This window comes from Erythrobacter sp. HA7-11 (assembly GCF_055693605.1).
In genome coordinates this window covers 648,701-674,499 of sequence record NZ_JBVFUF010000002.1, presented here as the reverse complement: position 1 = coordinate 674,499, position 25,799 = coordinate 648,701, and the positions used below count along the sequence as shown (strand labels likewise).

Below are 25,799 nucleotides of genomic sequence, written 5' to 3'. Positions count from 1 at the left end.
GGGAGCTCTTGCGAAAAGGAATACCCAATGCCCAAGACCCCAGTTTTCTCGAAGTTCAATGCTGCTGCTTTAGCCGCAATCGCTGCGACAACCAGCCTTGCCGTAGTCGCCGCTGTACCAGCAACCGCGCATCACCACAGCGCCAAGAAGCAAGCAGCAAACATCGTAGAGACTGCGCAGAGCACTGGCGTCCATGAGACCCTGGTTGCCGCAGTAAAGGCCGCTGACCTCGTCGACACGCTCTCGAGCCCGGGCCCATTCACCGTGTTTGCCCCGACCAATGTCGCGTTCGCAAAACTGCCGGATGGCACTGTCTCCACTCTGCTAAAGCCTGAAAACAAGGGCCAGCTTACGAACGTGCTCACCTATCATGCAGTGGCAGGCGAAATAACGAGCGGCGACCTCGTCAAGTTGATCAACAAACATGGCGGTCAAGCCACGATCGAGACCGTCTCGGGCGGCAAGCTCACCGCACGCCTTGCAGACGGCACGTTGGTGATCACCGACGCCGCTGGTCGCTCGACCGCAGTCACCAATGCTGACGTGAAGACCTCGAACGGCGTGATCCACGTGACCGACGGAGTGTTCCTTCCGGCCTAATCCAAGGTTTCTAGCCTTAGCGTTGCCTCACACTTCCCCTTCCCTCCCACGTGAGGCAGCGCGAACCAAGGCCCCGTCCGACCACCCTCCTGGTCGGGCGGGGTTTTGTTTTACGCAAGCGCGAAGTCCACCGCCGCTTCCGCATGGAGTCGGGTAGTATCGAACAGAGGAACTGTGCTGTCTTCTTCGCCGACCAGCAGCATAATTTCAGTGCAGCCGAGAATTATCCCCTCAGCACCAGCATCAACTAGACTGACGATGATCTCACGGTACGCATCGCGTGAAGTGTCACGCACTTTACCGGCGACCAGCTCTTCATAGATTACGCGGTGCACTTCCGCGCGGTCGTCATCCATAGGTATCAGAACCTCGAGGCCGTGCTTTTGTGACAGTCGTCCTCGGTAGAAGTCGTGCTCCATGGTGAAAGCCGTTCCAAGAAGTCCCGCCTTTTTGATCCCGGATGACATGATCGCAGAGGCGGTGGGATCAGCGATATGTATTAGAGGCAGTGGGGAAGCCTCTTCGATTGACGAAGCCAGTTTGTGCATCGTGTTCGTGCAAAGGACAATGCAGTCGGCGCCGCCCGCCTCCAACTGCATGGTGCTCTCAGCAAGCAACTTGCGTAGCGAGGACCAATCGTTCTTTTGCTGGAGCCGCTCAACCTCACCGAAATCGAGAGAGACCATCACTGATTTCGCCGAGTGAGGAGCACCCAGTCGATCACGCACTGCGCGATTGATAATCGCATAGTACTGAGCCGAACTCTCCCAGCTCATACCGCCGATCAAGCCGATACATTTCATGGGTGGTCATTATCGCGACGAGCGAGCATGGCAATCGCCGCTCGAATTATTGGATGCAGAGCCGTCGGTGCTGAAGCGAAAGAGCTAGGCGAGTGCTTGCTCGCGATCACATCAAAGGCTTAAGCCGCTTCTTCTTTCTTGTCGTCCTTGCCGCCGAGCACCTGGACTGGGTCTTTCTTACCCTCGACCACTTCTGCGTCGATCACGATTTCGCTCACGCCTTCCATATCGGGCAAGTCGAACATCGTATCGAGCAGGATCCCTTCGACGATTGAGCGCAAGCCACGTGCGCCAGTTTTGCGCAGAATCGCGCGTTCGGCGATCGCTTTGAGCGCATCGTCAGTGAAGGTCAGCTCCACGTCTTCAAGGTCGAACAGCTTGCCATATTGCTTCGAAATGGCGTTTTTCGGCTCTGTCAGGATCGTCACCAGCGCGTCGACATCAAGGTCGTGCAAGGTCGCGATCACAGGCAGACGACCAACAAATTCCGGGATCAGGCCGAATTTGAGCAAATCTTCCGGCTCGCTCTTTTCGAGGAGTTCGCCGACCTTGCGCTTGTCCGGATCGGCGACGTGCGCGCCAAAGCCGATTGAGCGCTTTTGCAGACGGTCGGCAATAATCTTGTCGAGACCGGCAAATGCTCCGCCGCAAATGAACAGGATGTTTGTGGTGTCGACCTGCAAAAATTCCTGCTGCGGATGCTTGCGACCGCCCTGTGGCGGTACGGAGGCCGTGGTGCCTTCCATCAGCTTGAGCAGTGCCTGTTGCACGCCCTCACCCGATACGTCGCGGGTGATCGACGGGTTTTCGGCCTTGCGCGTGATCTTGTCGATCTCGTCGATATAGACGATGCCGTGCTGCGCTTTTTCTACGTTGTAGTCGGAAGCCTGAAGCAATTTCAGGATGATGTTCTCGACATCTTCACCGACATAACCCGCTTCGGTCAGCGTCGTTGCATCGGCCATCGTGAACGGCACATCGAACGTGCGCGCGAGCGTTTGTGCGAGCAAAGTCTTACCCGTGCCGGTCGGACCGACGAGCAGGATGTTCGACTTGGCAAGCTCCACACCATCGGTTTTACCGCTGTGCTTCAAACGCTTGTAGTGGTTGTGCACCGCAACGGAGAGGTTCCGCTTGGCGCTGTCCTGACCGATCACATAATCGTTGAGCGTCGCGAAGATTTCTGACGGGGTTGGAACCTCGCCCTCTTTCTTGCCAGCGATGCCAGCTTTCGTCTCTTCGCGGATAATGTCATTGCACAGCTCAACGCACTCATCGCAGATGAATACGGTTGGCCCGGCAATGAGTTTGCGCACTTCGTGCTGCGACTTACCGCAGAAGCTGCAATACAGGGTGCTTTTGCTGTCTGATCCGCTCAACTTGGTCATTTCCTATCATCCTGGGCCGCAAATTCAGAGGATCCCACACGGCATTCGGTCAATCACCCGACAATATATAGGGTCGGTTGTGAATCAACATTAACGCGGGCTTTTTTGCGCGATTGCGCCGTTTTGGCGGCAAAAATGGCGCAACAAAGCTGCATATGTCCCGCTCTGGGAAGCCGAACCAGGCAATTCTTTGCGAATCGCCAGCCCGGCCAGGCGCTTACTCAGGTGCGCCGCCAGATCCCTTTTCATCATCGCTCGATTCGCCTTCGGGGCGGGTTTCGAAAACCTTATCGACCAGACCGAACTCTTTGGCTTCGTCAGCCTCGAGGAAGGTATCGCGGTCCATCGCCTTTTCGATCGTTTCGAGCTCTTGGCCAGTATATTTCACATAAAGATCGTTCATCCGCTTTTTGATGCGCAGGATTTCCTTGGCCTGAATCTCGATATCAGACGCCATGCCGCGCGCGCCGCCAGAAGGCTGATGAATCATGATCCGCGCATTGGGAAGCGCGACCCGCATGCCTGGCTCGCCAGCGGCAAGGAGGAAGCTTCCCATGGATGCCGCCTGCCCCATGCAAACGGTGGAAACGCGCGGCTTGATGTACTGCATCGTGTCGTGGATCGCCATGCCGGCGGTCACCACGCCGCCAGGCGAGTTGATATACATAGAGATAGGCTTAGAAGGATTTTCGCTCTCAAGGAACAGCAGTTGCGCTGTGATCAACGAAGCCATTCCGTCTTCCACTTGGCCGGTCACGAACACGATCCGCTCGCGCAACAGGCGCGAGAAAATGTCGAAGCTGCGTTCGCCGCGGCTAGTCTGCTCGACAACCATTGGAACAAGCGCGCCGGTAAGTGGGTCGTGGGTAAATTGTCCCTGAGTGCCGTGAGTTTCGCCGGATTTGTCGAACAGATCGATCATGGGATGCTTGGTCCTTCTTTGCATTGGCCCTGCTATGTCGGACGCGCACCCAAAATGTTCAAGGGGGTTAACCGTTTCGCGCGCGTTGAACGGGGATATCTCGCGCAATTGTGGTCTGCATGCACGGCGAGAACACGCCAGAACGGCGCAAACCGGCGCGTAAAAAGAACAGCCGCGCATCGCAATAACGCGCGGCTGTCTCGAGCCATGGTGGTCTGGAGCGCAACTCAGAGGGCTGCGTTCTCGGCCCAGATGGGCCGATTCCAGACTACTTCTTGGCGGCGGCTTTCTTAGCCGGAGCTTTCTTGGCTGCTGGCTTCTTGGCCGGGGCTTTCTTCGTTGGCTTGGCAGCAGCCTTCTTGGCTGGTGCGTTTTTGGCGGCTTCCTTCTTCGCAGGTGCCTTTTTCGCTGCAGGCTTCTTCTCGGCAGGGGCTTTTTTGGTAGCTGGCTTCTTGGCTGATTCTTTCTTGGCCGCAGCCTTCTTCGCTGGCGCTTTCTTTACCGCTGCCTTCTTGGCCGGAGCTTTCTGCTTGGAAGCTGGCTTGGCTTCCGCGGCTTCGTCAGCTTCGATAGCTGCCTGCAGTTCTTCCTGCGTCACTTCACGCTCGGTGACTTCAGCCTTGTCAAACAGGAAGTCGACGACCTTGTCTTCATAGAGCGGAGCGCGCAACTGGGCCGCAGCCATAGGGTCCTGCTGGATGTATTGCATGAACCGCTCGCGGTCTTCTTCGCGATATTGCGCAGCAGCCTGCTGGATCAGCATCTGCATTTCCTGACCGCTCACTTGCACGTCATTGGCTTGACCGATTTCGCTCAAGAGCAGGCCAAGGCGCACGCGACGTTCGGCGATTGAACGATACTCGTCCTTTTCCGCTTCGAGTTCTTTGATCGCTTCGTCCGGCTTGTCTTCGTTAAGCGCTTCCTGCTGAAGCTGCTTCCAGATTTGATCGAACTCGGCATCAACCATATTCTGAGGCACAGCAAAGTCATGATCGCCCGCCAATTGGTCGAGCAGTTGGCGCTTCATCTGTGTGCGTGTCAGGCCAGCGGTCTGCTGTTCAAGCTGACCCTTCATGATCTCTTTGAGCTTGTCGAGATCATCTAGGCCAAGGTTCTTGGCGAACTCGTCATCGATCTTGGTGTCAGTCTCGACCTTCACCTGCTTCACCGTGACATCAAACGTTGCTTCCTTGCCGGCAAGGTGGTCCGCTTGGTAGTCTTCCGGGAAGGTGACCGTGATCGTCTTTTCATCGCCGGTCTTCACGCCGACCAGTTGGTCTTCAAAACCTGGAATGAACGTGTTCGAGCCGAGGACCAGCGCCGCATCTTCCGCTTTGCCGCCTTCGAATTCTTCACCGTCCAATTTGCCAACGAAATCGATAATCAACTGGTTGCCGTCAACTGCCTTTTTGCTTTTCGCGGCGTCTTTGTAGCTCTTGCTCTGAGCAGCCAAGCCTTCGAGCGCCTCGCTGATCTGCTCGTCCTTGACTGGAACGATCAGCTTTTCGAGGGTCAGGCCATCCGTGCTTGGCGCCTCAATATCCGGGAGCACTTCTAGCTCGACCGAAATCTCTGCATCCTTGCCTTCTTCGTAGTCCTCATTGAGCTTGACGGCAGGTTGCATCGCCGGACGCAGCTCTTCAGATTTCATGAGCTCATCAATGGAATCGCGAATTGTGTCGTTGAGCACTTGCGCGTGCAGCTGCTCGCCATGCATCTTCTTCACAAGGTTGGCTGGCACTTTACCCGGGCGGAAACCCGGCATTTTCACCTGCGGCGCGATCTTTTTGATCTCGGCGTCGATCTTGTCCGACAGCTCGGCTGCGGTGAAAGTGATCGTGTAGGCCCGCTTCAGGCCTTCGTTTGTGGTTTGCTTGGTTTGCATGGGGATTAAACTGAAGCCTTTTTGAGCGAAAATTCCTAACCGACTGGGATCAGGGCGAGGTATTGGTGCGGGCGAAGGGACTCGAACCCCCACATCTTGCGATACCAGAACCTAAATCTGGCGCGTCTACCAATTTCGCCACGCCCGCGTACCCAGACGAAGCCGCGCGGAAGACTCAAAGCCCCCCGCGCGCATCTGCGCAGCGCCTCTATATCGCCAATCGCAAAAGGGCAAGCGTAACGCGCTTGTTTCCTGTCACTGGCACGATTAAAGGGCGCCGCATGACTGAAGAAATCAAAAACGATGTGCCGCCTGACCATCTCTCGGTGAACCCGAATAGCAAAGCCTTCGATTCTGAAGTGCTGCAGCGCGGCGTTGGCATCCGGTTCAAGGATCGAGTGCGCACCGACATTGAGGAATACTGCATTTCTGAAGGCTGGGTGCGTGTGCAGGCCGGCAAGACCGTTGACCGCCGCGGACAGCCGCTGACAATCAAGCTGACCGGTCCTGTTGAAGCTTGGTTCGAAGATCTCGGCGACAATCCACCGGTCGCGAAGAAGGACTAAACCGCACCCGCTGCTTGCCATAACGGCTCGCACGGGCCAGTTGGCATTCAGCATGAAACCGCAGGTTATCATTATCGACCGGCCCAATGTCGGCAAATCAACTCTGTTCAACCGTCTGGTTGGCAAGAAGCTGGCGCTCGTTGATGACCAGCCCGGTGTGACGCGCGACCGTCGCATGGGCGACGCTGAGCTTGCAGGCTTAGAGTTCACCATTGTGGACACCGCTGGCTGGGAAGATGAAGACCCGGACACCCTGCCCGGTCGCATGCGCAAACAGACTGAAGTCAGCATCACCGGAGCAGACGCGATCCTGTTTGTGGTCGATGCTCGCTCCGGCCTAACCCCGCTCGATAACGAGATCGCCCGTTTCCTCCGCGAACAACGTGAGATCGAAGGCGAGAAAGTCCCCGTTGTGGTTGTCGCCAACAAGGCGGAAGGCAAGCAAGGTGAGGCTGGCGTGCTCGAAGCCTACGCGCTCGGCATGGGAGATCCTGTTCCGCTTTCCGCCGAACACGGCGAAGGTGTCGCCGACCTGTTCAGCGCTTTGTTCCCGATCATCGGTGACAAGGCGGATGCAGTAAAAGCCGCCGAGCAGTTCGAGGCGAGCGAGGATGAGGAGAAGCCGCTCGGCCCTCTCAAGCTTGCCATCGTTGGACGCCCCAATGCGGGCAAGTCCACTCTGATCAACCGGCTACTTGGCGAAGATCGCCTGCTCACCGGCCCGGAAGCGGGCATCACCCGCGATTCCATCGCGATCGATTGGAAATGGACTGATCCCAACACGGACGAGCCCCGCGAAATCCGACTGATCGACACCGCCGGCATGCGCAAAAAGCGCAATGTCGTCGAAAAGCTCGAAAAGCTCTCGGTCGCCGATGCTCGCCGCGCGGTAGACTTTGCCGAGGTCGTGGTGCTTCTGCTCGATGCGACGCAAGGGCTTGAGCATCAGGATTTGAAGATCGCGAGCATGTGCCTTGAAGAAGGGCGCGCGCTCATGATTGCGATCAACAAATGGGATATCGCGGTCGAACCGAGTAGCCTGTTCAACGGTATTCGCGCCGCGCTTGATGATGGTTTGGCGCAGGTGCGCGGGCTGCCGCTGTTCGCGGTGAGTGCTAAGACGGGCAAAGGTCTCGACACGATGCTTAGCGCAGCATTTGAACTTCGTGAAAGCTGGTCAAAGCGCGTGCCGACCGCCGCTCTCAACCGCTGGTTTGACGATGCGTTGGCCGCCAACCCGCCGCCCGCTCCCAAAGGCCGTCGGGTCAAGTTGCGCTATATTACCCAAGTCGGCACACGCCCACCGCGTTTTGTTGTGTTCGGCACGCGGCTCGAATCCTTGCCGAAAAGCTATGAGCGGTATCTGGTGAATGGAATCCGTTCGAAGCTGGGCTTTGACGCTGTGCCGGTGCGCGTGCTGCTGAAAAGTCCCAAGAACCCCTACAACGCCAACAAAGGCGGCGGGGGCAATTACAGCGGTGGCTCGGACAAGACATAATGCTCGATCTGCTTATCTCCGCTGACATGGCGACAGATTTGCTTGAACGGACGTCGAGCACGCCTGCGGTGCAACGCGCGCTCCAGTCAAGCCTCGCACCTGCCTTTTTGTTGGTGGGTATCGGCAGCATAATGAATGTAATCATGGCGCGGCTGACGTGGCTTGCCGGACGGATCGAACGGATCGATGCGCTGGACGAAGCCGACAAAACCGCGCGACAGAAGCGCGAGGTCGAATGGCTGCGGGTGCGCAGACAATTGGCACGGCGCGCGATCATGCTCGCATCGGCAGGTGCGATGATTATCAGCGTGGTGATCGCGTTGCTCTTCGTATCGACTTATATCAGCGCGCCAATCGGGACGGTCATCGCGCTGTTATGGGTGCTGACCGTAGCATTTCTGATCGCGGCTTTGTTCGTCTTCCTGCGTGAGACAAGGCTGGCTGCGCGCGGGCCTCAACAATAGCTTTCAGAGGATTGGTAACAATGAGCAGGCCAACCAGGATGACGGCAGATCTCGCATTGTCTTTACTTCTTTCGAGCCTTGCAGTTCCAGCTTTCGCACAGGGCACCAGCAGCGCGAATGACGTTGAAGAACAGGCGTCAGACGAACCAGGCACAACCGAGGGTTTGTTCGGTTCTAGAAAGACGCAAGACATTCTGCCGGAAGGCCTGACCGCCGATCAGTTCATTCAGTATTTCACTCTGTTCAGTGCCGACGAAGACATCGACACCGCGGTCGAGCCAATCTTCGCCGAAATGCTGAAACCCGGTCCAATGGTTGAAGGTTGGGAAGCCACCGGGATCAACATCATCGAAGAGTTTGAGGCGCTTGAAGGCGGGCTCGCAGACAACCTCCTGTTTGAGGAAAGCGCGGACATTACTTCCATCATTGATTTTTCGGGGACCGCAAAACCGGGCCTCTCGAACTTCCAAAGCTACGCACTTCGACCTGAAATCCCGTACGAAGCGGGTGAAAGGGTATTCCTCAAGTTTTCCTCTGATGTTTGGTTTGAAACTTTCCAGCAACGTGAAGTCACAGGCAACGCGCTCTGCTATTCGGGCTATGTTGGTGTAACCCTCCACAGCAAAACACCATACACACGGTGGTCGGAGGATAAGTTGCTGACCAACACCTTCTTGTTCGCGATGGTGGATCGCATGGCCAATCTTGAGGTTTGTGTCGTTTACGAGGCGCGGCCCGACGGCCAATATGGCTACGCATATTATCTTCCTGACGGACGGACACTTCCTACACTAAGCGACCAGGGGGACGTGAGCCTTCGCGTCTCATTGGCGCAAGCGCAGGAAGTTTTGGACGGTACGGCAGAATAAGAAAGGCGGAGCAACCATCGCTGCTCCGCCTTCTCCGTGACGATCTTGTGAATCCTAGTGGCTAGCCCTCGCCGCCGTCTCCGTACCGCGCGGCTATTAAGCTGGACGTAATTTTCCAGACCCATCCGCTCGATCATGTCGAACTGCGTTTCGAGGAAGTCGACGTGCTCCTCCTCATTGTCTAGGATCATCGCGAACAGATCGCGGCTGACATAGTCGCGCACGCTTTCGCTGTATTCGACCGCATCGCGCAGCAATGGGATCGCGTCTTCTTCAAGCGCCATATCGGCTTTGAGGATTTCCTCGACTGTCTCACCGACGCGCAGATTGTGAATTGCCTGAAAGTTCGGCAGGCCGTTGAGGAACAGCACGCGCTCGGCGAGCTTATCGGCATGCTCCATCTCTTCGATGGACTCCTTACGCTCATATTCGGCGAGCTTGGTGACTCCCCAATCGTCGAGCACGCGGTAATGCAGCCAATACTGGTTGATCGCGGTCAACTCATTGGTGAGCGCCTTGTTGAGAAATTCGATAACTTTTGGATCGCCCTTCATGGGTGATGCTCCTTGAAAATGGGGGGCGCGACGTGACGCACGAACGGTGGTGACTTGCGATAGTATATGCGCGCAAGTGGACCCTTTTTCAAGGTAAGGGGGCGAAAAAATGTACGTAAATCAGGAGTTTGCGAGAGGTTCGCAGTAGCGCGATCTCAGTTTAGATTGCGAGTTCTTTGCAGGAAGCCGTCGCATTTGACAGGGCGCGTTCCTGGTCCAGAATTTTGCCAGCCTTCACAAGGCATTGGCCGCAATTAGGCCGCTTTCCCAGAGTCGCGTAAACTGATTCAGCATCGCCGCCAGTGCTCACCGCGGCCTGGCGCAGGTCGTTTTCACGAATTGCATTGCAGATACACACATACATGGCGCTTGAGAATCACTCCTGCGAATTAGTTGCAAGAGCAATTTATGCGAACTATTCTCAATTGCAAGTAGGGGTGTTCATTTTTTGATGGTCTTCGAGTGTGCCCTGCGCTCAGGTACGTCGAAGCGGGAACAGCTTCCAATAGGTGAGGCAGCGCCACAGCCATTCGAGCGGTCCGAAGCGGAAGCGGTCAAGCCAAGGTTTCGACCAAGTCAGCATGATCACCCAGGTGATCAGCACAACCAGATAAAGTTGCGGGCGGTTGAGTTCGCCGAATAGGCCCAGAGCCCAGCCGTGGAATACCAGCATCATCAGAATTGATGTACCAAGGTAATTAGTGAAGGCGGCTCTGCCGGCAGCTGAAACGCGCTGGCCGAGCCATCCGGTGGCCTTCGGCGCGGCCTCGACCAGCAATGCGGCCAGGCCCAGGATCATGAACAAGCGCGGGATAGCGCTCAATCCCATGAAGCCTGACAAGGTACCGTAATAGGTGAAGCCGTTTGATTTCACCCACAGTCCGATTGCGAGCGTAATCGCGCCACCACCTAGAAAGCCGATCCAGCCCCAACGGCGCATTTTTGAGCTGTCCCACTCGCCGCTGAAAAAGCCCATTCGATATAGCGCGATCCCGATCAGCATGAGCGGGAAGGTTTCGAGCGCGAAGAACAGCATATTGGTCAGGGGATCAGTGCCATGCTCGGTCAATCGATGCTCGATCAAGCCGGTGTAATCCCCCGATTGCTTGAGTTCTGTCTCAATGGCATCATCGGCGAGCGCCTCTTGCTTACCGCGCTCGAGATCTGCGCGCGCCTCTGCAAACGCTCCGCTGTCACCCATTGGTGTATCCGCGATAAAGCTCAAGGGGACCATCATCGCACCGTAAAGTAGCGCTCCGACCAGATAGCCCAGCAATCCCACGACCAACTGGGTCTTCACCGCCCATTTAAGGCACAGCAATACGACCAATCCCACCATTGCGTAATACGACAGGATGTCGCCAATCCAGATGAGATAGAAGTGGATCAGTCCAAACGCGAGCAACCATACCAATCGCCGAGCTTGCAGCCACCTCGACTGGCCACGAGCCCACGCGCGTTCCATGAACAGAATCATACCCGCGCCGAAAAGCAATGTGAAAAGTCCGCGCATTTTTCCATCGATCAACACGAACTGCGTAATCCATTGCCATCCGCCTGGATCAGCCGCGGGCACAAGGAATGCGTCGGGATACATGTAAGCATTAAAGGGCTGCCCGAACGCGACTATGTTCGCGCATAGAATACCCATAACAGCAAGGCCGCGAATGAAATCGAGGCTGGCGATGCGGTCGGCCAACTTGGCCGGGCCGCTCGAGACCCCGGCATCCCCAACAACCTGTTCAGCCGTCTCTGGCGTCAGCGCGTTACTCATATGCTCCCCTCCATTACGGGCATGGTAACAGGGATCAGTACAAGGGGAAGCGCCCAGACTACTAATCTATCGATAAATCTCGGCGCTTGGCAGAGCGCAACGCTTTACTTCTTCGTAACGAGACAGCCCTGGCCTTGTGCCTTCAAGGTGTTGCACGCCTTTTGGGCAGCTCCGCGTGAGGCAAAGCCGCCCGCTTGCAGGCGTGTAACTTTGCCAGCAGGGACCAGGACCTTGCGCGAACCAGCCAAGGCAGGGTTACGCGACAGTTTGTTCCACAGACGATCGGCGTTGCTCGCAACACCAAACGCGCCAAGTTGCACACGCCAAGGACCATTACCGGCCGCTGCTGCGGGCGGTGTCGCTCGCACTGGCTGACGCGGAGCGGGATTTGAAGAGGAGCCGTTCTCGATGCTGAAGTTACTATCGACCGACGCCTGCGCAGGGATAGAAACCGGAACAGGGCTGCTCGCGCTCTTCGGAGCATCGGTCACCCGGCCCAATTCTGCGCTCGCCAATTGCGCAGCGCGCGCTTTGGCGGCTTCCGCTTCGAGGTCGCGCGCAACAGACTGAGCCAGCTGGCGCTGCTTTAGCGGAATGTACTGATCCATCTGCGCGACAGCATCGCTCGCTTGCGGCAGGCCAGCAGACTGCGACAAGGTCAACAACGCATAGGCACGGACCCAGTCCTTGGTTGCGTAATCACCGTTAAAGTGAGCGAGACCCAAAACATATTGTGCACGCGGATCGCCGCGTCCAGCCGCAGAGGTAATCAGCGGCATGGCTTGCTCCTGCTCGCCCTGTTGGAACAACAGCAGGCCATAATTATCAGCAGCCTTCACATGGCCTTTGCGGGCTGCTTCGGCGTAAAGAGCGCGCGCACGCGACACATCCGCAGCAACGCCGCGACCCAATCTGTAAGCCTGCGCGAGATTGAACAGCGCATCGGCATCGCCCGCTCCGGCAGGACCACGCCATTGCTCAACAGCAGCGGTAAAATCGCCGGCGCTCCAAGCATCAACACCGGCCTTCACATCATTCGACAGACCTTCAGCAGCGGCCGGAACACTGGCCAGCATCAGCGCAGCGCCAGCTGCACTAAGGAATGCCTTGACGAGAATTCGTTCGGATTTGCAAGCGTTTGGTCGAACCATCATCAATCTCTTATGCAATGCGTAAACGTCTTCCGCACGGCAAGCGCGCGATTCACACAGGGTTTATAGTGAATCGATAGTTAGGATTTCGTTGCCAAAGCCTATCGGGATGCTGGCACAGGCATACCCACGTCTTTCGAGCCCCTCGTTAACTGTAAATTAGGGGTATCCTGCGATCTCCCTTGTCATCCAAGCCGCAATTGGGCGGCGTCATTGGCCTAACAGGGGGACCAAGGCTTTGCGTGTACTTGCTTTAGCATCGCAGAAAGGCGGATCGGGGAAGACGACTCTTTCCGGGCATCTCGCCGTCCAGGCACAGCGCGCTGGCGCTGGTCCAGTTGTTCTTATCGACATCGACCCACAGGGTTCGCTGGCAGATTGGTGGAACGAGCGTGAAGCGGAATATCCTGCCTTCGCACAGACCACTGTTGCTCGCCTGGCGAATGACCTTCAGGTTCTACGTCAACAAGGTTTCAAACTGGCTGTCATTGATACGCCGCCCGCGATCACCATGGCGATCCAATCGGTTATCGGCGTTGCCGAGCTGATCGTGGTCCCAACCCGGCCAAGCCCGCACGATCTGCGTGCTGTTGGTGCAACGGTTGATCTGTGTGAGCGCGCTGGCAAGCCGCTGGTATTTGTGGTCAACGCCGCAACGCCAAAGGCCAAGATTACTTCGGAAGCCGCTGTCGCGCTGTCACAGCACGGCACCGTTGCTCCGATCACACTTCACCACCGCACCGATTTTGCAGCGTCGATGATCGACGGTCGCACGGTGATGGAAGTCGATCCAGAAAGCCGAAGCGCTGCCGAAATGACGGCTCTGTGGAAGTATATTTCGGACCGTCTCGAAAAGAACTTCCGCCGCACTGTGTTCGCCGCACCGGGCACTCAGCAACAGGCTGTTGGCGTAGGTCGACCAGCTGGTGGCGGCGGTGGCTTTGGCCGTCGCGTCGCTCAATAACAGGAGCACCAGCGCGATGTCAGAAGCAAGTTTTGCCTCGCTCAATCCCGCGCTTCTCGCTCGCAAGGGCGGAGCCAAACCGGCTATGCGTCCGCAGCTTACCAATCTTCCGGATGCCGGAACTCCGGCAAACCTTGAAGATCTGGGCTGGAACGACATGGGCCATGATGACGAGGATGAGCAATCATCCGCCAAGGTGGTCCAGCTCACTCCCGCAAGTGCCGATGATTTGGTCGAAGAAGAAGGCGGCGTAGCACCCGAAGTCATTCGTCAGCAGGAAGCGCTTGTCGAACGGGTGATTGAAGCACCAACCAAATCGCCAAAGAAGCGCAAGATATCGAAGAAATCAGTCGCATCGAAGGGCCGTCGCGCGGCGTTCACTTTGCGGCTCGACCCGACACGACATCTCAAACTTAGGCTTGCTGCCACCATGCAAGGGGTCAGCGCGCAAGCTCTGGTCACTGACGCACTCGACGCGATGCTCGACGAGATCGACGACCTCGATGCTCTCGCGGAAAAAATGCAGCGCGACTGATCTGCGACAGAATAGCTGACCAGAAAAGCACGGATACTCACAGGGGAATGACTATGAACAGCACCATCGCAAACCGGGCAACCGGACCGAAGATGAGCCTGATCGTTTCGACCGCACTGGCAAGCGTTGCGCTGGCCGGGTGTACGACTTCATCCGCTCCACCGGCGCAAACTTCTTTCGCCAAAGCTCAGGTCGCGCTTGAAAAAGGCCAGGCTGGCAAAGCTGTGACCCATGCTGAGGCAGCTGTCCTGGCAGAACCTCGCAATGCAGGTTTCCGTGCGATGCTTGGCGCGGCTTACCTCGAGTCCGACCGCTTCCAGTCTGCTGCGACCAGCTTTGACGATGCTCTCGACCTTGGCGATACCGATCCGCGCACTGTCCTGAGCTACGCGCTCGCCAGGACCGCGCTAGGCGACAATGGCAGCGCGATTGCCAAGCTCGATGACTGGGCTGCTGACATCGATCCAGCCGATCTCGGCCTCGCCTATGCGCTGGCCGGTCAGCCAGAGCGCGGCGTGCATGTTTTGACCAACGCGCTTCGCGGTGGCCAGAACACGGCAAAGGTTCGCCAGAACCTCGCCTATACCTATTCGCTTGCCGGCAATTGGCGCGCTGCCCGCGTCATGGCGGCAGAGGACGTTCCAGCCGATCAGCTTGACGCTCGCTTGACCGAATGGGCACAACAAACCCAGCCAGAGGCATATCAGACCCGCATTGCAGGCCTGCTAAATGTCACTCCAGCGAACGACGGCGGACAACCGCAATATCTCGCGCTCAATAATTTCCCTGGCCAGGACGTGATGGTGGCAGAAGCTGCCGCACAAGCTCCTGCGCCTTATGAAGCCGCGCCGACCGAAAGCGAAGCGCTGGCCTTCAACATCTCAAGCGGTGTTGATCCGCTGACCGATGCACCTTCATCGGCTGCAGAAGAAACTCCAGCTCCCGTCCGCGTTGCACAGGCCCAACCAGAACGCGCTCGTTTCGTGTCGAAGCCAGTCGTTCAGGCCGTACCCGCTGATTATCAAGAACGCGCCGAACGTCGCGCGCCTTCCCGCGTTGCGTCAGCGCAGCGTGCGCCATCTCAGCGCCGCATGGCAGCATCAGGCGCATCGACCGGCTTCACCGATCAGGGCTCTGATACGCACTTGGTACAATTGGGCAGCTTCTCGACACGTGAACATGCCGACCGTGCCTGGGAAATCTACAAGGGCCGCTACCCGCAGCTAAAAGATCACGACGTTGTGATTACGAAGGCGAAGGTGAAAGGCAAAACCTATTACCGCGTCGCCGCCGCTGGCTTTGGCCTGCGCAGCGCCCGCTCTATGTGCTCGACCGTGCGTTCAGGCGGCAAAGGCTGCTTCGCCTATGCCAAGATCAATCCGCCAGCAGGTGCAATCGACAACGGTATCCGCATCGCTGCGCGGACCAGCTGAACCAGTTATTCCCTCTGGATCACTCCAGAACCATAGCGAGACTGCTCCCGGTGGCCCTGTCATCGGGAGCATTTTTTTGCGAGCGGCCCGTAAGGGCTGTTATGTCGTAACTCATCGCGATCAAAGATCGCATCGCTGCGGGCGCGCAGTCTCGCTTGCGGCCGCTCCGCGACCGAGTTGCCGACAGGCTTAGACCTGCATTCCCCCCTTATAGAGCGCCAGCACCCTACCCTGCGCCCCCTGCCTGTCGAATGGCGTATTGTCTGACGTTGCCGCCATTTTGGTGCGGTCGATAATCCAGGGAGCGTCGGGATCAATGAGCGCAACATCCGCTTCAATTCCGATCTTGAGCTCGCCAGCCGACACGCCAATGAGACGAGCCGGATTGCTCGCCAGCAGCTGGAAAGCTCGCGCCATATCGATCACGCCATCGCGCACCAAGGTCAGCGTCATTGCGAGCAATGTCTCTGCGCCCGCCATGCCCGGCTCGGCATCTGCAAATGGCAAGCGTTTGTCTTCCGCCCCGCGCGGATCATGGCCCGATGCAATCGCGTCGACAGTGCCATCGCCAATCGCTTCGAGCGCCGCTTGACGATCCGCCTCGCTGCGCAAAGGCGGGGAAAGCCGAGCAAAGGTCCGGAATTCTGCAGTGGCGAGATCAGACAGCATGAAGTGCGCGGGCGTGATGCCGCAGGTGATGTTGGAGCCTCGCGCTTTAGCAGCACGGATCAAGTCGAACCCAGCCTTGGTCGTTACCTGTCGGAAATGCAGCCGCGCGCCCGCCATTTCAGCCAGTGCGATGTCGCGGGCGATTGCGATAGCCTCCGCCTCAGCGGGCGCACTCGGCAAACCAAGCCGCGTCGCCATCTCGCCCGCCGTCGCCGCAGCTTTCCCTACCAGCGCATCATCCTCGGCATGAGTCACGACCGTCTGGTCGAGCATGGCGGCATATTGGAGCACCCGCAGCATTGTGCCTGAATCCGCGATCCAGCGCCGCCCGGTGGCAATGCCTCGAGCACCCGCCTCTTTCATCAATCCGATTTCAGCCAGCTCTTTACCCTCCAGCGCGCGGGTGGCGGCTGCTAGCGGGTGAACCCAAAGATCAGGCTTGCCGCTTTTGGCGACCGAATTGACCCGACTGGGATAATCGAGTGGTGGCGACTGATCGGGCATCAGAACCGCGCGCGTAATTCCGCCAAAGTGAAAGGCGGGTTTGTCGATACTGAATACGCCGAAATCGATCAGACCTGGCGCGATGATCTTGCCCCGCGCATTGATGGTTTCGTCGCCCTCTTGCGGTGACACGCCCTCACCCGCTTGCTCAATCAGGCCGTCCTCTATCCGGATCGCGCCTTCGACCATCCCTTTCGACGTGGCCAATTGGCCGTTGGTGATCGTGAGTGGCTGATGATGTTTCATGCCCAGCCCTCCACACCGCGCGCTCTGCGGGTCAGAATATCGAGCGCAGCCATGCGAATAGCCACACCCATCTCGACCTGCTGCGTGATGATCGAGCGGTCGAGCATGTCAGCGACCTCGCTATCTATCTCGACACCGCGGTTCATCGGGCCCGGATGCATGACCAAAGCATCAGGTGCTGCGTTTTCGAGCCTCCGCTGCGTCAGCCCATAAAGATGATGATACTCGCGCGCCGAGGGGATGCATTGACCCGACATCCGCTCCGTCTGCAAGCGCAGCATCATGACAACATCCGCGCCGTCGAGAGCCGCATCGAAATTGGAGAACGCCAGAGCGCCTATCGCCTCGACGCCCGCTGGCATTAGAGCCGGCGGGGCGCACAACCTCACGCTTGCACCCAAAGCCTGCAAGCAGAGCAGGTTCGAGCGCGCGACCCGGCTGTGCAGAATATCTCCGCAGATGACGATGTTGAGACCGGTGAAGTCCTCCGCCGTCTCACCGCGTCGTTGCAAGGCATGGCGCAGGGCCAAAGCGTCAAGCAAAGCCTGCGTCGGGTGTTCGTGACTGCCATCCCCTGCGTTGAGCACCGGACAATCGACCTTATCAGCAATCAATTGCGTCGCACCGCTCGAGCCATGGCGGATCACAATCGCATCGGCGCGCATAGCGTTCAGAGTAATTGCCGTATCGATCAGCGTCTCGCCCTTCTTCACCGAGCTTTGTGCCGCGTGCATATTCACCACATCCGCGCCTAGACGCTTGCCCGCGATCTCGAAGCTCAACAGAGTTCGCGTGGAGTTTTCGAAAAAGGCGTTGATGATCGTTAATCCGGCGAGCAGATCCGTATGCTTCGACGACCGCCGGTTGAGTGCGACCCATTGTTCGGCCTGATCGAGCAGATAGAGAATTTCGTGCCGCTCCAACTGGCCAATGCCGGTCAGATCGCGATGCGCAAAGGCCAGCCTCCCAGCCGGAAAACGCGATGATGCCTTCGGGCTGGCAGGCGCGCTCTGTTCATATTCAGCCATGAACTGCCGCAGTTTCTCTGCCGTGCTGCCGCGCAGATCTCGCCCGGCCTTAAGTTGCGAAACGAAGGGTTTGTCATTGAGCGCCAACTCGCCGAAGCGCGTCTCAGACATGTCGTATCGGCGGCAGAATTGCTCAATTTCCAACAGAAGGTCTTGCATCAGCGACGCTCTAAGTTGGATTAAACCAACCGTCCAGATCAAAACACCATTTTGGCCCAACAAAGTCGCAACAAAGTCGTTTGCCGAGTGATATCAGGCGCTCGGCGTCAAACCATCAGAAAATCGCTGGAACTTTGCGGATTGCGCTCTACTTTGCACGCCATCGCAACAGGAAAGAATATTTATGAGTTTCGTCGGAAAAGTCTGGAAATTGCTGGTCGGCATCAAGGACGGTCTCGTCCTGCTTTTCATGCTACTGTTTTTCACAGCGCTTTTCGCGATCCTCTCTGCCCGCCCCAGCCCCGGCCAGGTGCGCGAAGGCGCTTTGCTGATCGAGCTCGATGGCTTTGTGGTCGAAGAAAAATCGGAAATCGACCCGTTCCAGGCATTTCTGACCGGGCAAGCCCCTGTCGCGGAATTTCAGGCTCGCGATCTGGTCACTGCCCTAAATGCCGCTGCGACCGATGACCGGATCAAGGCAGTGGTTTTGGACCTTTCCAGTTTTGTCGGCGGCGGACAGGTTCACCTACAAGCGGTTGGCGATGCGATGGCGCGTGTTCGCGCGGCGGATAAACCGGTACTGACCTACGCATTGGCCTATGGTGATGACCATATGCACCTTGCCGCTCATGCCAGTGAGGTTTGGGCTGATCCGCTAGGCGGGGCGATCATTGCCGGACCAGGTGGCAGTAACCTCTATTACGCTGATTTGCTCGATCGGCTGAATGTGAATGCCCGCATTTACCGCGTCGGCGAATTCAAGTCGGCGGTTGAACCCTATTCCCGCAGCTCGATGTCCGATGAAGCGCGCGAAAACGCAGCTGGCTTTCTGGGAGCGTTGTGGGAAGAATGGCAAGCCAATGTCAAAAAGGCTCGCCCCTCGGTCGATATCGAACGGGTAACCGGCCAGTCGACCGATTGGATCAATGCCTCGAGCGGCGATCTGGCTCAGGCTGCGCTTGAGGCGGGTCTCGTCGACAAACTCGGTGACCGCGTGGAATTTGGCAAGCGCGTTGCAGAATTGGCCGGCGAAGATCGCTTAGACAAGACCCCGGGAGCTTATGCGACCAGCGACTATGGACCGTTCCTGGCCGACAGCGCGCCGGATAGTTCAGGCAAAGCCATCGGCGTCGTTACAGTCGCTGGCGTGATCGTAGATGGTGATGCCGGCCCCGGTTCTGCCGGAGGAGACCGCATCGCTGAAATCCTCAACAAAGCTCTCGATGACGATCTTGCCGGTCTCGTCGTGCGGGTCGACTCCCCTGGCGGCTCAGTCACGGCCTCTGAAGAAATTCGGCGAGCCATCGAACGCTACCGGGCCAAGGATATCCCGGTTGCTATTTCCTTCGCAAACGTCGCGGCAAGTGGCGGCTATTGGGTCGCAACCGCGGGCGATCGCATCTTCGCCCAGCCAGAGACGATCACTGGCTCAATCGGCGTGTTTGCTGTGCTGCCTACATTTGAGGAAGCAGCAGCAGAGTGGGGCGTCAATGCCGATGGTGTGCGCACCACGCCTTTGTCAGGTCAGCCCGATCTGATCGGCGGCTTCACCCCGGAAATCGACGAGATCCTTCAAGCGACGATCAGCAACACATACACTGACTTTCTTGATCGCGTGTCCAAAGCGCGCGGTATGAGCAATGATCAGGTCGATCAGATTGCGCAGGGACGCGTGTGGGATGGCGGCACTGCGCGTCAGCTAAAACTGGTGGACCAGTTCGGCGGCGTGGAAGAGGCTTTGGCTTGGGTCGCAGAAAAGGCAGAAGTTGAAGAAGGCAGCTATCATGCACGTTACCTCGGCAGCGGCGTGAACGAATACGATTCACTGGTGCGCCAGATGCTGACCGATGCAGAAAGCAAACGCGCTTCACGAGGCACGGATTTGTTTGCGCTGGCGGCCCAGCAACGCAACATCACGATCAGCCGGATTGCGAGCGATGTAGAGCGACTTTCCGGGACGAATGGTGTGCAAGCTTATTGTTTGGAATGCCCCGTGCAAATGAGTGCTAAATCAAGCAATCACAGCGCGGCGCTCTTGGCAATGTTCCGAGCCTTGCTGACATCGCAGTAACTCGTTGCTTCGCCGCCAGCCTGCTGCATGGAGGCTGATTGCGAAACCACATCCAGACCCTGCATGCGTTCAAAATGTCCTTTGGCCATCCGCAAACCTGCGCACAGGGCTGATGCAAGGCTTTCGATCTCGTCCGATAGCTCTAACAAAACCTCTGCGAGACAGGTCTGTATTGGTCGCGGATGACCGGTGTTGTTCACGCGGCCAATTCCGGTTCATGTCCCGAAGTCATGATGGTGCTGAGATCCAGCACCATGACCATCTCGTTACCCTTAGGTGAAAGCCCTTCCAGAACGCCACTGATCGAATCGCGCGCACTGGTATCGGGCTGTTGCAAGCTGGCTTCCTCGATCGAAACAATACCGTTCACCCCATGAAGAATTAGTCCGCGTGATTGCCCTTCATGTTCGGCGACAATGATCGGATTGCGCGGGGTCGCCTCGGTCTTTCCCCAACCCAGCCTCACCGACAGATCGAGTAGCAGCAGGACCGCGCCGCGCAGATTAACCACCCCTGCAACATAGTCAGTAACACGCGGCAATTTGGTTACCGGTGACCAAGCGCGGACTTCGCGCACAGCCACAATGTCGATACCAAACAATTGATTGGGCACTTCAAAGGTAATCAGTTCGCGGGGCTCAGCATCCTCCGGTTGGTTCAGTGGGCTACTCAGCGCACGGCGGCGACCAGCTTGTCAGCATCGAATGGCTTGACGATCCAGCCGGTCGCACCAGCTTCGCGGGCGGGCGCTATCTTCACTTCGGAACTCTCAGTGGTCAAAACCAAAATCGGTCGATCTGCGTGGCGCACACTTCCGCGCAATTGTTCGATCAGACGCGAGACTGCCGCAAAATGGCGGCTTTCTAGGGTTTTGCTGGAATATTGGGGAGTGTCAAGAAACGGTCAAATGGTGCCCAGAAGAGGACTCGAACCTCCACGGGGTTGCCCCCACCGCCACCTGAAGACGGCGCGTCTACCAATTCCGCCATCTGGGCTCACCACAGGCGGCGGGCCTTAAGACCATGCGCCAAAACATGTCAACCGACATCTCCGCCATTCAGGCACTTTTCATTGGCGCGGCCCTGGGGCATAGGCGCTGGCCATGCACGATATTCGCATCATTCGAGATGATCCGACCGCCTTCGATGCGGCGATGGCGCGCCGCGGGCTTGATCCGATTGCCGAGACGCTGATCTCGCTCGATGAAGAGCGCCGAGCAGTCCAAACCAAGTTGCAAGAAGCGCAAAGTCGCCGCAACGAGGCCTCCAAAGCCATCGGTCAGGCGATGGGTCAGGGCGACACTGACAAGGCCGAAGCGCTAAAAGCGGAAGTCGCGACGATCAAGCAGGACATGCCCGCGCTTGAAGAGCAGGAACGGACAGTCGGCAAGAAACTTCAAGACACATTGCTCGCTCTACCTAATGTCCTCGATCCGTCGGTCCCCGATGGAGAGAGCGAAGACGATAATGTCTACTTGCGCGAATGGGGCACCAAGCCTGAATTCGATTTCACACCGCAGGAACACGCCGACATTGCCCCCGCGCTCGGCATGGACTTCGAAACAGCAGCCAAAATCTCCGGCGCGCGCTTCACTTTCCTGCGCGGCGACATGGCCCGTCTGCACCGCGCGCTCGGTCAATTCATGCTCGATACCAATACGCGCGAGCATGGCTTCCTCGAATGTAACCCGCCGCTGCTGATCAACGAGGAAGCGGGATATGGCACGGGCCAACTGCCGAAATTCGGCGAAGACCTATTCTGGACCAAAGATGATCGCATACTGATCTCCACTTCGGAGATGGTGCTCGGGAATTCCTTCCGCGAACAACTGTTTGCTGAGAGCGATTTTCCCATGCGCCTCACTGCGCTTACGCCATGCTTCCGCTCTGAGGCTGGTGCAGCCGGGCGAGACACGCGCGGCTTCATCCGCCAGCATCAGTTTGAAAAGGTTGAGATGATTGTCGCCGCTTTGCCCGAACAGGCGGAGCAAGAGCACGAGCGCATCACCGCCATCGCGGAAGGGTTGTTGCAAGCGCTCGGCCTGCATTACCGCGTCATGGCGCTGTGCTCAGGAGACATGGGCGCTGCGATGATGAAGACCTACGATCTTGAGGTCTGGCTGCCCGGCCAAAGTGCTTACCGCGAGATCAGCTCGTGCTCGGATGGCGGGACGTATCAGCCGCGCCGGATGAATGCGCGTTATCGCCCGGAAGGTTCCAAAAAGAGCGAATACTTCCACCTGCTCAATGGCTCCGGCCTTGCGGTGGGCCGCACTTTGGTGGCGATAATCGAGAATTACCAACAAGCCGATGGCAGCGTTCTGGTGCCCGAGGTTCTGCACCCCTATATGGGCGGTGTGACAAAGTTGGAGCCCACCGCGTAGATGCGCATCCTCATCACCAATGACGATGGCTATCACGCGCCTGGCCTCCAAGTGCTTGAGCAAATCGCACGCGAGTTTTCAGACGACATCTGGGTTTGCGCGCCGTCCGAAGAGCAATCGGGCGCGGGCCACTCGCTGACGCTCAACAGGCCCGTCCGCCTGGTGAAGTTCGAAGACCGCCGCTTCGCAGTCACCGGCACGCCGACCGACAGCGTGATGATGGCGCTGCGCGAAGTGCTCGACGATCCTCCCGACCTCATTTTGTCAGGGGTCAATCGCGGAGCTAATTTGGGCGATGACATCACCTATTCCGGCACAGTCTCCGCCGCGATCGAAGGCGCACTTGCGGGGGTCCGTTCTATTGCGCTCAGCCAAGTATATGCCCGCGAAGGCATGGGCGATGATGTCCCATTCAGCGCGGCCCGCAAATGGGGCGCAAAGGTGATCGCGCCACTGCTTGATGCGCCTTTTGCGGAGCGCACACTGGTCAACGTCAATTTCCCGGCGGTGGCATCGAGCGAGGTCAGGGGGATCCGCATCGTGCGCCAAGGGTTTCACGATTACTCACGCGGCTCGGTCGTCGAAGGACGCGACCCTCGCGGCCATCGCTATTTCTGGTTCGGCCTGCATGCGATCGAGCACACACTCGACCACGGCACAGACCTTGAGGCGATCGATGAGGGGTACATCGCCGTCACGCCGCTCCAGCTTGATTTAACGCACGAGCAGTCGATGAGCGCGCTCGCGGCGCGGTTCGAGGTGCAAGGCGATGGCTAAGCAACTCGACACGCTTGTTTCAACCAAAGCGCCTAAGCGCAAAACGAAGTTCAAGCCGCTACGCCGCGCGGTGAAGATTCCCGTCTGGGGCGATCTCGGCATTCGCATTGGCCTTGCGCTGTTCCTTATTTTCATTGTCGTGATGATCCACTGGTTCGACCGCGACGGCCTGGTCGACAGCGTGGATGGCGAGGTCAGCTTCCTCGATATCGTCTATTTCACGATGATATCGATCACCACGACCGGCTTTGGCGATATCGCCCCTGTCACTGACAGCGCGCGGCTGATCGAAGCTGTAATTGTGACCCCAATCCGGTTCGCGGTTTTCTTCATTTTCGTGGGCACAGCCTACAATTTCATCATCAAGCGTAGCTGGGAGAAGTGGCGCATGGCCCGCATCCAAGAGAAGCTTTCCAAGCACGTCGTTGTCCTCGGCTACGGTGTGTCAGGCTCGGAAAGCGTCACCGAACTGATCGAGCGCGGTATGGAACCGAGCAATATCGTGGTCGTCGATCCGAGCGAAGAACGGCTTAACGAAGCTGAAAAGCTTGGTGTCAACGTGATCGCCGCAGATGCGACCCGCGATGAGACGCTGAAGGCCGTTCGGATCAGCGAGGCGCAAAGCGTACTGGTCTCTGCCGGGCGCGATGACACCTCAATTCTGATCACGCTGACCGTGCGTCATCTTGCACCGCGTGTGCCCATTAGCGTCGTGGTTCGCGCCGATGATAACGAGCTGCTGGCACGGCAAGCGGGCGCAAACAACGTCATCAACCCGGTGCGCTTCACCGGCTTGCTGCTCGCAGGCAGCGCGCGCGGCGCGCATATTGCGGACTACCTCGCCGACCTCGCTTCGGTCACAGGGCGGGTCCAATTGGTCGAACGGGTCATCACCGAAGAGGAATGCGGTTGCTCAATCGAGAACCTTGAAACTGGCGGGCGGGGCTTGCGCGTCTATCGCGGGGGCCGCGCCATCGGCTTTTGGGAGGAGGAATGCCAAAACCTCCAGCCCGGCGATGTCGTCGTCGAAATCGTGCCGACCGAGAATGGGAACAGCAATGGCGACGGGCACGAAAACGAGGAGGCTGCATAGAGCGGAACTGTTGTGAGCACGACTACCTCTCTACCAGACCAGAAGCGCGTCGGCATGGTTTCGCTCGGCTGCCCCAAGGCGCTGGTCGATTCCGAGCGTATCCTCACGCGCCTGCGCGCCGATGGCTATGCGATGAGCCCCGATTACGCCGGCGCGGACGTCGTGCTGGTCAACACCTGCGGCTTCCTCGACAGCGCCAAGGAGGAGAGCCTCGCCGCGATTGGCGAGGCGATTAACGAGAACGGCCGCGTCATCGTCACCGGTTGTATGGGCGAAGAGGCTGACGCGATCCGCGCTGCCCACCCTCAAGTGCTCGCCGTCACGGGCGCGCATCAGTACGAGCAAGTGGTCGAAGCGGTTCACGAGCATGCTCCGCCCAGCCAAGGCCCATTCGTCGACCTCATCCCGCAGCCGTCCGAATACGACATCAAGCTTACCCCGCGCCATTACAGCTATCTCAAGATCTCCGAGGGCTGCAACCACTCCTGCGCGTTCTGCATCATCCCCGACCTGCGCGGCAAGCTCGCCAGCCGCCGTATCGACGCGGTGCTGCGCGAAGCGGAAAAGCTGGTCGAAGCAGGTACGAAGGAGCTGCTTGTCATCAGCCAGGACACCAGCGCTTATGGCGTCGACACCCGGCACGAGACCAAGCCGTGGAAGGGCCGCGAGCCGCGCGCGCACATGACCGATCTCGCCCGCGAGCTGGGCCAATTGCGCACCGCCGAAGGCTGTGCGCCTTGGGTCCGCCTGCACTACGTCTACCCCTACCCGCATGTTGACAAGGTCATCCCGCTGATGGCCGAGGGGCTGCTGACTCCCTATCTCGACATCCCGTTCCAGCACGCCGCGCCTTCGGTGCTCAAAGCCATGAAGCGCCCCGCCAACGAAGCGAAGGTGCTCGCGCGGCTCAAGAGCTGGCGCGACATCTGCCCCGACATCGCGATCCGTTCCAGCTTTGTGGTTGGCTTCCCCGGCGAGACCGAAGACGACTTCGCCTATCTCCTCGACTGGCTTGAGGAAGCGCAGCTCGACCGCGTTGGCGCTTTCCGCTTTGAGCCAGTTGAAGGCGCGGCGGCGAACAGCCTGCCCAATCCTGTCCCCGAAGAGGTCAAAGAGGAACGCTACGCGAAGCTGATGGAGGTGACCGAGCGCATCTCCGCCGCCAAGCTCACCGCCAAGGTCGACCGCACGCTGCCGGTCATCATCGACGAGGTCGGTGAGCCGGACGAGGACGGCGACATCGGCGCAACCGGTCGCAGCCAGGCCGACGCACCCGAGATCGACGGAGCGGTCTACCTGCGCAACGTTCCTGCGACGCTTGCGGCTGGAGCCATCGTCGATGTCGAGGTCGAGGACGCTGACGCACACGACTTATTTGGGGTGGTTGTGTAGGGAGCAGGTGGCTTGGTTCATCGCACATGAGCCACACATGAACCGCATGTTACACGCTCCAGAAGCAAAAT

The 25,799-nt window shown here is 58.2% G+C and carries 23 protein-coding genes, 2 tRNA genes and 2 pseudogenes; 13 read left to right on the top strand and 14 right to left on the bottom strand.

The genetic code is table 11. The features are described 5' to 3' along the window. Positions 1-27 precede the first annotated feature (27 nt). A complete protein-coding gene (locus tag ACZ1GU_RS03535; RefSeq protein ID WP_472646720.1) occupies positions 28-600 on the top strand; it encodes a fasciclin domain-containing protein in 573 nt (190 codons plus the stop codon). Positions 601-710: 110 nt separating this feature from the next. On the opposite strand, the gene ACZ1GU_RS03530 is transcribed toward ACZ1GU_RS03535, so the two are convergent. From ACZ1GU_RS03530 to ACZ1GU_RS03510, 5 genes are all read right to left on the bottom strand, one after another. Beyond that, a complete protein-coding gene (locus tag ACZ1GU_RS03530) occupies positions 711-1,403 on the bottom strand; it encodes an aspartate/glutamate racemase family protein (protein ID WP_472646719.1) in 693 nt (230 codons plus the stop codon). Positions 1,404-1,522: 119 nt separating this feature from the next. Beyond that, positions 1,523-2,791: an ATP-dependent Clp protease ATP-binding subunit ClpX gene (gene clpX, locus ACZ1GU_RS03525; protein ID WP_472646718.1), complete on the bottom strand. Its 1,269-nt coding sequence runs from the start codon at positions 2,789-2,791 to the stop codon at positions 1,523-1,525. A gap of 217 nt (positions 2,792-3,008) precedes the next feature. After that, entirely contained in the window at positions 3,009-3,713 is a 705-nt protein-coding gene (gene clpP, locus ACZ1GU_RS03520; protein WP_472646717.1) for an ATP-dependent Clp endopeptidase proteolytic subunit ClpP, read from the bottom strand. A gap of 268 nt (positions 3,714-3,981) precedes the next feature. Beyond that, positions 3,982-5,598: a trigger factor gene (tig, locus tag ACZ1GU_RS03515; protein ID WP_472646716.1), complete on the bottom strand. Its 1,617-nt coding sequence runs from the start codon at positions 5,596-5,598 to the stop codon at positions 3,982-3,984. Positions 5,599-5,661: 63 nt separating this feature from the next. After that, positions 5,662-5,746: transfer RNA gene (locus ACZ1GU_RS03510), tRNA-Leu, on the bottom strand. A gap of 133 nt (positions 5,747-5,879) precedes the next feature. Here ACZ1GU_RS03510 and ACZ1GU_RS03505 point away from each other — a divergent pair. From ACZ1GU_RS03505 to ACZ1GU_RS03490, 4 genes are read left to right on the top strand one after another with little or no spacing between them, the layout of a single operon-like run. Continuing rightward, positions 5,880-6,164, top strand: coding sequence for a DUF3297 family protein (locus ACZ1GU_RS03505; protein WP_472646715.1), 285 nt, complete (start codon positions 5,880-5,882; stop codon positions 6,162-6,164). Positions 6,165-6,216: 52 nt separating this feature from the next. Beyond that, positions 6,217-7,662 carry a ribosome biogenesis GTPase Der gene (gene der / locus ACZ1GU_RS03500; protein WP_472646714.1) on the top strand — a complete coding sequence of 482 codons (1,446 nt, stop codon included), beginning with the start codon at positions 6,217-6,219 and terminating at the stop codon, positions 7,660-7,662. Further along, complete coding sequence (locus tag ACZ1GU_RS03495) at positions 7,662-8,126, top strand: DUF2721 domain-containing protein (RefSeq protein WP_472646713.1); 465 nt, start codon at positions 7,662-7,664, stop codon at positions 8,124-8,126. Before der ends, ACZ1GU_RS03495 begins: the two co-directional genes overlap by 1 nt. A 20-nt stretch (positions 8,127-8,146) precedes the next feature. After that, positions 8,147-8,995 (top strand): hypothetical protein, encoded by an 849-nt coding sequence (locus ACZ1GU_RS03490; RefSeq protein WP_472646712.1) that lies wholly within the window; start codon positions 8,147-8,149, stop codon positions 8,993-8,995. Positions 8,996-9,084: 89 nt separating this feature from the next. Here ACZ1GU_RS03490 and bfr read toward each other — a convergent pair. The 4 genes and pseudogenes from bfr to ACZ1GU_RS03470 form a co-directional block, all read right to left on the bottom strand. Next, positions 9,085-9,549, bottom strand: a pseudogene (gene bfr / locus ACZ1GU_RS03485) (bacterioferritin); the annotation flags it as partial. 160 nt (positions 9,550-9,709) lie between these two features. After that, positions 9,710-9,913: a (2Fe-2S)-binding protein gene (locus tag ACZ1GU_RS03480; protein ID WP_472646711.1), complete on the bottom strand. Its 204-nt coding sequence runs from the start codon at positions 9,911-9,913 to the stop codon at positions 9,710-9,712. A gap of 111 nt (positions 9,914-10,024) precedes the next feature. Beyond that, on the bottom strand, positions 10,025-11,323 hold the full coding sequence (locus ACZ1GU_RS03475) for a DUF418 domain-containing protein (protein WP_472646710.1): 1,299 nt from the start codon (positions 11,321-11,323) through the stop codon (positions 10,025-10,027). A 104-nt stretch (positions 11,324-11,427) separates the two neighbouring features. Then, the gene (locus tag ACZ1GU_RS03470; RefSeq protein WP_472646709.1) at positions 11,428-12,477 is read right to left on the bottom strand and encodes an SPOR domain-containing protein; all 1,050 of its coding nucleotides are present in this window, start codon (positions 12,475-12,477) and stop codon (positions 11,428-11,430) included. A gap of 235 nt (positions 12,478-12,712) precedes the next feature. Here ACZ1GU_RS03470 and ACZ1GU_RS03465 point away from each other — a divergent pair, with 235 nt between their 5' ends. From ACZ1GU_RS03465 to ACZ1GU_RS03455, 3 genes are read left to right on the top strand one after another with little or no spacing between them, the layout of a single operon-like run. Beyond that, entirely contained in the window at positions 12,713-13,438 is a 726-nt protein-coding gene (locus tag ACZ1GU_RS03465) for an AAA family ATPase (RefSeq protein ID WP_472646708.1), read from the top strand. Positions 13,439-13,454: 16 nt separating this feature from the next. After that, entirely contained in the window at positions 13,455-13,973 is a 519-nt protein-coding gene (locus tag ACZ1GU_RS03460) for a toxin-antitoxin system HicB family antitoxin (RefSeq protein ID WP_472646707.1), read from the top strand. A gap of 53 nt (positions 13,974-14,026) precedes the next feature. Beyond that, entirely contained in the window at positions 14,027-15,406 is a 1,380-nt protein-coding gene (locus tag ACZ1GU_RS03455; RefSeq protein WP_472646706.1) for an SPOR domain-containing protein, read from the top strand. A gap of 189 nt (positions 15,407-15,595) precedes the next feature. Here the strand turns inward: ACZ1GU_RS03455 and ACZ1GU_RS03450 are convergent, their stop codons facing one another. Further along, positions 15,596-16,825 carry a dihydroorotase gene (locus tag ACZ1GU_RS03450; RefSeq protein WP_472646705.1) on the bottom strand — a complete coding sequence of 410 codons (1,230 nt, stop codon included), beginning with the start codon at positions 16,823-16,825 and terminating at the stop codon, positions 15,596-15,598. Beyond that, positions 16,822-17,853, bottom strand: coding sequence for an aspartate carbamoyltransferase catalytic subunit (locus ACZ1GU_RS03445; protein ID WP_472648701.1), 1,032 nt, complete (start codon positions 17,851-17,853; stop codon positions 16,822-16,824). Before ACZ1GU_RS03445 ends, ACZ1GU_RS03450 begins: the two co-directional genes overlap by 4 nt. Positions 17,854-18,196: 343 nt before the next feature. Between ACZ1GU_RS03445 and sppA the strand changes: the two genes are divergently transcribed. Beyond that, entirely contained in the window at positions 18,197-20,083 is a 1,887-nt protein-coding gene (sppA, locus tag ACZ1GU_RS03440) for a signal peptide peptidase SppA (RefSeq protein ID WP_472646704.1), read from the top strand. A gap of 196 nt (positions 20,084-20,279) precedes the next feature. Here the strand turns inward: sppA and ACZ1GU_RS03435 are convergent, their stop codons facing one another. The 3 genes and pseudogenes from ACZ1GU_RS03435 to ACZ1GU_RS03425 all read right to left on the bottom strand — a co-directional run bounded on the left by ACZ1GU_RS03435 (position 20,280) and on the right by ACZ1GU_RS03425 (position 21,078). After that, complete coding sequence (locus ACZ1GU_RS03435; protein WP_472648700.1) at positions 20,280-20,708, bottom strand: chemotaxis protein CheW; 429 nt, start codon at positions 20,706-20,708, stop codon at positions 20,280-20,282. Positions 20,709-20,752: 44 nt separating this feature from the next. Next, positions 20,753-20,917, bottom strand: a pseudogene (locus ACZ1GU_RS03430) (response regulator); the annotation flags it as partial. Between the two features lie 74 nt (positions 20,918-20,991). After that, a tRNA-Leu gene (locus ACZ1GU_RS03425) sits at positions 20,992-21,078 on the bottom strand. Positions 21,079-21,185: 107 nt separating this feature from the next. Here ACZ1GU_RS03425 and serS point away from each other — a divergent pair. The 4 genes from serS to rimO are packed head-to-tail and all read left to right on the top strand — an operon-like array spanning position 21,186 to position 25,728. Further along, positions 21,186-22,466 carry a serine--tRNA ligase gene (gene serS, locus ACZ1GU_RS03420; protein WP_472646703.1) on the top strand — a complete coding sequence of 427 codons (1,281 nt, stop codon included), beginning with the start codon at positions 21,186-21,188 and terminating at the stop codon, positions 22,464-22,466. Continuing rightward, entirely contained in the window at positions 22,467-23,243 is a 777-nt protein-coding gene (surE, locus tag ACZ1GU_RS03415) for a 5'/3'-nucleotidase SurE (protein ID WP_472646702.1), read from the top strand. Further along, positions 23,236-24,336 (top strand): potassium channel family protein, encoded by a 1,101-nt coding sequence (locus tag ACZ1GU_RS03410; RefSeq protein ID WP_472646701.1) that lies wholly within the window; start codon positions 23,236-23,238, stop codon positions 24,334-24,336. Before surE ends, ACZ1GU_RS03410 begins: the two co-directional genes overlap by 8 nt. A gap of 54 nt (positions 24,337-24,390) precedes the next feature. Beyond that, the gene (rimO, locus tag ACZ1GU_RS03405) at positions 24,391-25,728 is read left to right on the top strand and encodes a 30S ribosomal protein S12 methylthiotransferase RimO (protein WP_472648698.1); all 1,338 of its coding nucleotides are present in this window, start codon (positions 24,391-24,393) and stop codon (positions 25,726-25,728) included. Positions 25,729-25,799 lie beyond the last annotated feature (71 nt).